Annotated in this window: 9 protein-coding genes and 2 pseudogenes; 2 read left to right on the top strand and 9 right to left on the bottom strand. The window is 39.5% G+C overall.

Features of this window, described 5'->3' with window-relative positions; genetic code table 11:
• Both F972_RS06190 and F972_RS15805 read right to left on the bottom strand, forming a co-directional pair.
• Positions 1-173: IS3 family transposase (locus tag F972_RS06190; RefSeq protein WP_004769287.1), on the bottom strand; the 173-nt coding region annotated here is incomplete at its 3' end.
• A gap of 216 nt (positions 174-389) precedes the next feature.
• Entirely contained in the window at positions 390-596 is a 207-nt protein-coding gene (locus F972_RS15805) for a hypothetical protein (RefSeq protein WP_155756449.1), read from the bottom strand.
• Between F972_RS15805 and F972_RS06185 the strand changes: the two are divergent.
• Positions 563-1,426 (top strand): annotated as a pseudogene (locus F972_RS06185) (MFS transporter); the annotation flags it as partial. The gene F972_RS15805 and the pseudogene F972_RS06185 sit on opposite strands and share 34 nt — an antisense overlap.
• Positions 1,427-1,451: 25 nt before the next feature.
• On the opposite strand, the gene F972_RS06180 reads toward F972_RS06185, so the two are convergent.
• Positions 1,452-2,063: a DUF2238 domain-containing protein gene (locus F972_RS06180; RefSeq protein ID WP_004677657.1), complete on the bottom strand. Its 612-nt coding sequence runs from the start codon at positions 2,061-2,063 to the stop codon at positions 1,452-1,454.
• A gap of 89 nt (positions 2,064-2,152) precedes the next feature.
• Positions 2,153-3,136, bottom strand: coding sequence for an ion transporter (locus F972_RS06175; protein ID WP_004769283.1), 984 nt, complete (start codon positions 3,134-3,136; stop codon positions 2,153-2,155).
• An 80-nt stretch (positions 3,137-3,216) separates the two neighbouring features.
• On the opposite strand from F972_RS06175, the pseudogene F972_RS15800 reads away from it, so the two are divergent.
• Positions 3,217-3,324: pseudogene (locus F972_RS15800) on the top strand (2-oxoglutarate/malate translocator); the annotation flags it as partial.
• An 84-nt stretch (positions 3,325-3,408) separates the two neighbouring features.
• On the opposite strand, the gene F972_RS15205 reads toward F972_RS15800, so the two are convergent.
• The 5 genes from F972_RS15205 to F972_RS06155 form a co-directional block, all read right to left on the bottom strand.
• Positions 3,409-3,630 carry a hypothetical protein gene (locus F972_RS15205; protein WP_004769280.1) on the bottom strand — a complete coding sequence of 74 codons (222 nt, stop codon included), beginning with the start codon at positions 3,628-3,630 and terminating at the stop codon, positions 3,409-3,411.
• Between the two features lie 215 nt (positions 3,631-3,845).
• Positions 3,846-4,853 (bottom strand): DUF4365 domain-containing protein, encoded by a 1,008-nt coding sequence (locus F972_RS06170; RefSeq protein ID WP_004769278.1) that lies wholly within the window; start codon positions 4,851-4,853, stop codon positions 3,846-3,848.
• Positions 4,854-4,911: 58 nt separating this feature from the next.
• Entirely contained in the window at positions 4,912-7,551 is a 2,640-nt protein-coding gene (locus F972_RS06165) for a bifunctional aconitate hydratase 2/2-methylisocitrate dehydratase (RefSeq protein WP_004769277.1), read from the bottom strand.
• 258 nt (positions 7,552-7,809) lie between these two features.
• A complete protein-coding gene (locus F972_RS06160; RefSeq protein WP_004798925.1) occupies positions 7,810-8,172 on the bottom strand; it encodes a hypothetical protein in 363 nt (120 codons plus the stop codon).
• 99 nt (positions 8,173-8,271) lie between these two features.
• Entirely contained in the window at positions 8,272-8,793 is a 522-nt protein-coding gene (locus F972_RS06155) for a DUF4124 domain-containing protein (RefSeq protein ID WP_004759982.1), read from the bottom strand.
• Positions 8,794-8,811 lie beyond the last annotated feature (18 nt).

The raw sequence follows: 8,811 nt of genomic DNA, 5'->3' as shown, positions 1-8,811 counted from the left end.
GAAAAAATATTGATTGATTGCTCAAGCAGTTGATTTTTCCAATCGATGATTTGGTTTTGATGTAAATCGAATTGAGTAGAAAGTTCAGCGAGTGTGTGGTCGCCTTTAATTGCTGCGAGAGCAACTTTAACTTTAAACTCTGCTGAATGATTACGACGTTTTCTTCGTGTCATGGTTGACTCCAAAAACAAGCATTTCCTATGCTTATTGGGGAGTAGATTATCACTTATAGACGTGGTCTAAAATCCTAGAACCACATCACACCCTGTAAGTGAAGTCAGGATTAAACCTAAAAATAAAAATTTTTTCATAAGTTTATATTCTTGCAAAAATGTAAAGATAACAAATAAATCAAATTATTATGTCTATTATTTGAAGCAAAACAGCGTCTACTGAATGATAATGTACTCGACACGAATTGCCTCATCCACTAAATAATGATCTTTAATCAGATAAAAATAAGGTTTATCTCTGATCCATTCATCCATCTCTAAAATGGCGTGGGTGTATCCTGTGATCGCTAAAAAATCTTTTGTGCCGATTGCATCCATAGGCTTATCCTTTTCCTCACGGTGCTTATTTTGGTGTAGCAGCATTAGTTGCAGCCGAATTGGCAGGAAAACAACGTAGAGCAACTGCGATTGCACAAGTAATGATGGGACTCACCCTTGCCAATGTGATTGGTGTTCCTATTGCAACTTGGCTTGGTCAGCAATTTGGTTGGAAATCTGGTTTTGAGTTTTCTGCCGTCCTTGCCTTTATTACTTTAATCGGTGTCAGCCTTTTCGCGCCCAATATTCCACTTCAAAAGACAGCCAGTATTAAAGCAGAATTGGCAGGCCTAAAAAACATCAATATATGGTTAACGCTGGCTGTTGGTGCAATCGGTTTTGGCGGCATGTTCTCTGTTTACAGTTATGTATCTCCAATTTTAACTGAGTATACCCATGCAGATATTCGTATAGTCCCGATTGCGCTAGCCATTTGGGGCGTTGGTATGGTGATTGGAGGTCTCGTTTCTGGTTGGCTGGCAGATAAAAGCCTATTTAAAACGATGATTGGAATTTTGGTGAGTTCTGCACTCGCCTTTGTACTTGCAAGTTTTATGATGTCTAATCTCTATACTGCGATTACAGCCTTATTTCTGATTGGTTTCACTGTGATTGGGTTAGGTGGTGCATTACAAACACATTTAATGGACATCGCAGACGATGCACAAACATTAGCGGCATCATTAAATCATTCTGCATTTAATTTAGCCAATGCCTTTGGTACATTTCTTGGAGGATGGGTACTTAGCCATAATATGGGTTGGTTAGCACCGATCTGGGTTGGGTTTGTACTAAGTTTAGGGGGACTAGCAATTTTATTAATTGCACTGGCTTATGCTAAATACACTCAAAAAAATCAATCTGCCGTGTCTTAACGGCAGATTTATTCATTGATTAAGATCAATTCATCAGCTTTGCAATTTGTCGGTCATGCCATTTGGACAGCAATAGCAAGGCAGTTATTACTCCAATTAAGGCAAAGAACATATCAGACTGGGTATCCCATTCATATCCCTGAGTTCCTAAAAACTCCTCCGCCCCTTGCCCCATTACTAAAGCAGCAGCCCATTCAATCAGCTCATAGCTCGCACTAATCGCCAATACAATACAGATCACAATAAAAGTGAGCATTTTTCCTTTGATCAAAATCTGTTTTCTAAGCAGGATTTCCCGTGCAGCAATCGCAGGGACAAAGCCCTGCATAAAATGTCCAATCTTGTCATAAGGATTTCGATCTAAACCCAACCATTGAGCAATCTCAAAACCTAAAGGTACACGTGCATAGGTATATGCTCCACCAAGGATTAATACAATTGCATGCAAAAAAATTAGGCTATACAAGAGATTAGTTAATGGAAATCTTGAATAAGTTGCAAATAAGATGGGTAAAACGATGACAACAGGAACAACTTCCATGACCCATGTACCACGGTCAAATGGATGAATACCTGAAATGATTAAAATCAACATAAGAATAAATGCTGCACAACACAACATCAGTTTTTGACTCATATCAACTCCTCTAGATTTTATCATTTTTTCTTAACACGACTCGATTCTTAAAATTGATCTCTAACGCTGTTTTTCATTAAACTTGCGGTTTATTCGGATAATTTTTCACCACAATGCGGACAGTAATGATATTTCTTTTTCTCCTGTTCCTGACTCTCAAGTAACTTCTCCCTGACCAGTTGGATGATAATTTCATGGGTCTGCTCTTTTGGTAAACCCACTTTTTTACGAATTCGTTCAATTTCAACTTGGTCATGCAACAAGTCCAGCCCTTTGGCTTGCAAGGCTTCACGAAACTCCTGTTCCAGGCTTTGATTACGCTGGTTTAATTCATTGGCAAGGCCTGAAGCTAAAATACCTGCGGGCAAAGCTGCAATACCGACACCCAGAATTGTAATGAATGCACCCAGGATACGCCCTAAATTGGTTACAGGCGTTACATCACCATAGCCCACTGTTGTCAATGTAACAACCGCCCACCACATTGCTTTTGGGATTGAGCTAAATGCTTCAGGCTGGGCTTTATTTTCCACCACGTAAATTGCGGATGCCGTCATCACAATCATAATGACCAAGATGAAAATAACCGCCTGAAATGAACCTTTTTCTCGCTGGATGACACGTAAAAGTATCTGTAATGACACAAAATAACGGGTTAATTTGAGTAATCGGAATAGTCGTAAAACCCGTAGGAACCGCAAATCAATATGGACAAAGAAATTTAAGTACGCAGGTAAAATCGCCATGAGGTCAATAATCGCCCCGCCACTTTTCATCCAGCGAAACCGCTGCTTCCATGCTGATTCCTGTGGATTTTTTTCAATGATGCTCCATAGCCTTAATAAATATTCACCGCTAAAAATAAGGATTGAGAGATTTTCAAAAATATTGAAATAAGGCTGATATAGCTTATACAAGTCATCCACTGACTCCAGTAACACGGCTGCAACATTGGCAATGATTAGGGAAATCAGTAAGTAGTTGACACAGGTACTCACCTTACTTTTATAGTCATCATCATGCAGATTGTTATAAACAAACCGTCTTAGGCGTTGCCATGAAAATTGAGCCATACCATATTTATCGTTATATAAATCAAGCTAAAATGTATCATGTTGCTCAGGCATTTGATAAGTGATTTGTATCCTACTAAACCATTCTTAGTGCATGGTGGAAAGAGAACTTTGTCATGAGTGTTGTTAATATCACTATCTTTGTGGTGATTGGCGGACTTTGGTGGAAAGTGTTGGGTTATTGGTAGAATTGTTTTAGTTTTAAAAAAGCCCCTTATGATGGGGCTTTTTCATATGTTTATTTTAAAAAGTACTAAATTATATCTGCTTAATTAATCGGGCTTGATATCATAGACCCAATTCCGTGCTTGTTGGTCTGTTGTCGTTTCGCAGACGTAGTAATCTTGATCCCATGAGTTTGGATGGAAAATTTCCTTTTTGTGATAGGCTACTTTTTTGTTATTTTCGACACAGATAAAACTATCACCTTGAGCTTTAACAGCAGAACCGTTAAGAAATCCACCAATACATAAGAAACGCGATTGTTTAGACATTTTAAAAATTTAAAGTTAAGTTGGTAGAGATAATTATTCTATGATATGTAATAAAAAATTATTATATATTACTTATAGTGTTGATTATTAATACCTCTAATAGTATTATCACAATGCAGTTTATTTCAATATTAGAAAGAATTTATCGAATAAAGACGATAATTGCGTATAGTCTTTTCAAAAACTATGTTCGCTTTAGTGTTTCCGTTTGAAATTTACTGCACTCTTCCTCTTCTCAACTCAAATACAGAATAAAACCATAAATTTTGATTCACCAACCCATTATTTACATCATAAAGCCTTTCTCTTTTCAGAATAACTTGCACAATACTTGAATCTCTATAATTGAAGCTAACTTTAGCACGAAGAGCTATATAATCTCTTATAAGCACTCTATTTAAGTCGCTTCTTTGCTTTATATCAATCCTATCCAAAACTTTAAAGTCCTGAGTAATTTCAATAATTTTTCTCGCAACAGGTAACAACAACCAAGAAGCTACAATCCTCTGATTACCTCTACCAGCTCTTGTAATATGCCTCCACCCCATACCATTAATGTAGATTTTTCCTAGTTTTTGATGATTATAAATACCTTGATTTCTCCAATTTTTATAAAAATCCCATGCAGATGACTTTAGACTAATTTTTGAACCTAAATGTACAGGCAACCCTTCACTACTATTTATAAAAATATCTTCTAAAGTAGCATTTCCTAAATATCCTCTACAAAGCTCGTGAAACTCCCCCTTAGTCTTTAAACTAATCTTGTTCTTTTTTGGTACTAAAATAAGTTGTTTATTGGTTGCGCAATAACTTTCATCCTTTTTTAAGTCTACCCAATACATAATTGGTTCATATTTATGTGGTTGACGAACATCATAGTTATCAGCATCAACAAAAATAAGGATGGATGGACTTGGCACTATGTTCCAACGTTCCCGATGATTTCTAATATATACCTCCCCAACTTGTATGCCTATATTTTCAGGGTCTCTTTGTCTAACTACTTTATAACCACCAGTCGTTCCACATTTTATTTGTACAAAAAGAATTCCACCTGTCTCTTTTGCGGAACTACTCCCCCTCCTCATAATAATCATGCCATCAAATGCATTGTCATTTTTAGCATCATAACCTTGCCAACCACAAAGTATCTGTGTCTCAACAAAATTGGTAACTGAAGTCACCCCCAAATTATCTAGTATTCTTTTATCAATAGACATAAAAAAGCTCCACCTAAGTGGAGCTTTTATAAACTAATTAGATTTAATTATCAAATAATCAAGTCAATTGAGCAGCTTGAATTTTCTTGGTATCAACTTGATCAGCTTCTTTTGTATATTCGCTCATCTTATCGAAGTTCAAGTATTTGTAGATGTCAGCAGCAGCGCTGTCAATTTGTGACGCGTACTGTTGATATTCTTCAGGGCTTGGTAATTTACCAAGTACCGCAGCTACAGACGCAAGCTCAGCAGAAGCCAAGTAAACGTTTGCACCTTGACCTAAACGGTTCGGGAAGTTACGCGTAGAAGTCGATACACAAGTCGTGTTCGGTGCTACGCGTGCTTGGTTACCCATACAGAGTGAACAGCCTGGCATTTCAGTACGTGCGCCTGATTTACCATAGATGTTATAGAAGCCTTCTTCCATCAACTGATGCTCATCCATACGCGTTGGTGGCGCAATCCAAAGACGAGTTGATAAAGAACCACCTGGTACTTGTTCAAGCAATTTACCTGCAGCACGGAAGTGACCGATGTTTGTCATACAAGAACCGATGAATACTTCATCAATTTTGTCGCCTTGAACGTCAGAAAGAAGTTTAGCGTCATCTGGATCGTTCGGGCAGCAAAGAATTGGTTCTTTGATGTCAGCAAGATCGATTTCGTAAACTTTTAAGTATTCTGCATCAGCATCAGCTTTTAACAGGCTTGGGTTATCTAACCACTTCTGCATGTTTTCAGCACGGCGCGCTATTGTACGAGCATCGCCATAACCTTCTGCGATCATCCACTTCAACATAGTGATGTTAGAACGTAGGTATTCAGCAACTTTCTCTTCAGAAAGCGTGATTGAACAGCCAGCAGCAGAACGCTCAGCAGATGCGTCAGAAAGTTCAAATGCTTGCTCAACAGTCAAGTCATTTTCCATTTCTGATAAGTCGATTTCCAAGATACGACCAGAGAAGATGTTTTTCTTACCTTTCTTCTCTACAGTTAAGTCACCAGCTTTGATCGCATAGTAAGGAATCGCATGTACAAGGTCACGTAAAGTAATACCAGGCTGCATTTTACCTTTGAACTTAACAAGTACAGACTCAGGCATGTCAAGTGGCATAACACCAGTTGCAGCTGCGAACGCAACCAGACCAGAACCCGCTGGGAATGAAATACCGATTGGGAAACGAGTATGTGAGTCACCACCAGTACCAACTGTATCTGGAAGTAACATACGGTTTAACCAAGAGTGGATAATACCATCACCTGGACGTAAAGATACACCGCCACGGTTCATGATGAAGTCTGGTAATGTATGGTGAGTTGTTACGTCAACTGGTTTTGGATACGCAGCAGTGTGACAGAAAGACTGCATTACCAAGTCAGCTGAGAAGCCCAAGCACGCCAAGTCTTTTAACTCGTCACGCGTCATAGGACCAGTTGTATCTTGAGAACCAACAGTCGTCATCTTAGGTTCGCAGTAAGTACCTGGACGAACACCTTGACCTTCAGGAAGACCACATGCGCGACCTACCATCTTCTGAGCTTGTGTAAAGCCTTTACCAGTGTCAGCAGGTTGTACTGGAGTACGGAATAAAGTAGAAGGCTCAAGACCTAATTCTTCACGCGCTTTAGCTGTTAAACCACGGCCAATGATCAAGTTAATACGACCACCAGCACGTACTTCGTCTAATAGTACAGGCGTTTTAAGCTCAGCTTCTGCAATTTGTGCACCGTCTTTGAATGCAGTAACTTTTGCAGCAGCATGATCAATTTTCAATACAACTTCGTCGCCCATGTTCATGTTAGCAACGTCGATTTCAACAGGTAATGCACCTGCATCTTCCATTGTATTGAAGAAAATTGGAGCGATCTTAGAACCTAAGCACACACCACCATCTTTTTTATTTGGAATGTGTGGAAGTTCGTTACCGAAGAACCAAAGTACAGAGTTAGTTGCAGATTTACGGCTTGAACCCGTACCAACAACGTCACCCACGTAAGCAACTTGATTGCCTTTCGCGATCAATTCTTTGATTTGGCTTAATGGACCAACTTCACCTGGTTTTTCAGGGTTGATACCGTCACGCTCGTTTTTCAACATTGCATTTGCGTGTAATGGGATATCTGGACGGCTCCAAGCGTCTTGAGCTGGAGACAAGTCATCAGTATTGGTCTCACCTGTTACTTTAAACACAGTGATTTTGATTTCTTCTGGAACATCCTTACGGCTAGTGAACCATTCAGCTTCAGCCCATGATTGTAAAACAGCTTTAGCGGCAGCATTACCTGCTTTTGCTTTATCTGCTACGTCATGGAATGCATCAAATACAAGAAGTGTCTTTTTCAATGCTTCTGCAGCTAATTCAGCAAGCTCAGCATTGTCTAGAAGTTCAACTAAAGGAGCAACGTTATAACCACCAAGCATCGTACCTAATAAGTAAACAGCACGCTCTTTAGAAACGAGTGGAGAGGTTGTTTCACCTTTTGCTACAGCAGCTAAGAAAGCAGCTTTAACGTATGCCGCTTGGTCAACACCTGCAGGTACACGGTTTTCAAGCAAATCAACCAAGTAAGCTTCTTCGCCTGCTGGTGGATTTTTTAATAATTCAACTAATGCAGCAGTTTGAGCATCATCAAGTGGCTTCGGTGGGACTCCGAGTGCGGCACGTTCTTCAACGTGTTGGCGGTAAGCTTCTAGCACGGTGTTATTCCTCTTTTTTAAAAAATTACCTGTAAGTTCCAGCTTTCTGTAAGCTTTACAAGCAATATGGACAGCAAAATTTTACTAGACTTCGAGTTAAAAGTTAATGCAACAACTGTATTTCTACGTGATGACCATTATTTTATAGCGAAATGCCCATCAGTTTGAAATACCGCTTTGGTATAAAGCCAAAGTCCAGTAAAACACTCATTTAGTTTCACAAAAAAAGACAAGGGTGTTGTCTTTTCGGTTAATACATTAAAATAGTTTATAGTTCGGCAGCTTTTCATGTGGAGTTGCCAAACATTGTTCAGTAAATTGTTGCTTCAGTTTTTCACGTAATGCATCTGGTTCAGCCTTGAGTTCTTCGGCTGGGATTGCGTAGACTTTTTCAATGATACCGAAAATAAACTTACGCGTGGTTTTATCCTCAATTTTACCCGCATGCTCTGTTGCCTGTTTTTGCTCAATCCCATTTTGACGATCCAGCGTAATCGAACGCGCAGCATTCCCGACACTTACACAATAGCCATGCCATTGTTGTTCAGGTGTAAGTGGCTCTTTTTTGCTACAACCGACCAAAACCAAACCTATTGCAATCAACAAAACTTTATTCATCATCATACTGCGACTAATTTGATCCACACATCATACTGAAACTGATTTATTTTGCAAAAGGAAGTATTTAAAACCATCCTGTCCGCAATAGAAACATACAAATCATTTGCTGCACTGCATATTATTGCCATTCTTTTGACATTTACTGCCTGTTGCAGAAAGATAGGTATTACCTGCAACCAGATTATAATACCTACCTTTTGAATCCCAGCATCTGACACCATTACAGTTTTTTACAGCGATCAGGGCTGCTACAGCAGCCGCTGTAGATGGACTGGCAGTGGTCGCACCAGCAGCTGGCTTAGCTGAATTTGTTGCAGAAGCGGTGGTGGTCTTAACCGCATTTGCACTGGTCGCCGCTACAGTTGTTTTTGCTTCTTTGTTTGCTACTGGCGGAGGTGTTGTTGGATGAGTTACGGTCTGGGTTGTAGCGGTGTTGGGATTTCTCTTTGCAGGGTCGAGTTGAGGTTCCTGTTTCTGAGTTGGAGGTGGTGTTGCTGAATATGTTGTTACACCACGTGCGTCCACCCACTTATAGTATTCTTTAGCATTTGTTTGAAATGTACAGCCAATCACCCCAAGGCTGATGATTGCCAAAATCTGACTAAAAGTGACAGATTTCATCCCTTTCCTCCCAAAAAT

This window comes from Acinetobacter sp. CIP 102529 (assembly GCF_000368325.1).
In the GTDB taxonomy this organism is placed as follows: Bacteria; Pseudomonadota; Gammaproteobacteria; order Pseudomonadales; family Moraxellaceae; genus Acinetobacter; species Acinetobacter parvus.
The sequence above is the reverse complement of the archived record's forward strand: the minus strand, read 5'-3'. Positions and strand labels throughout refer to the sequence as shown.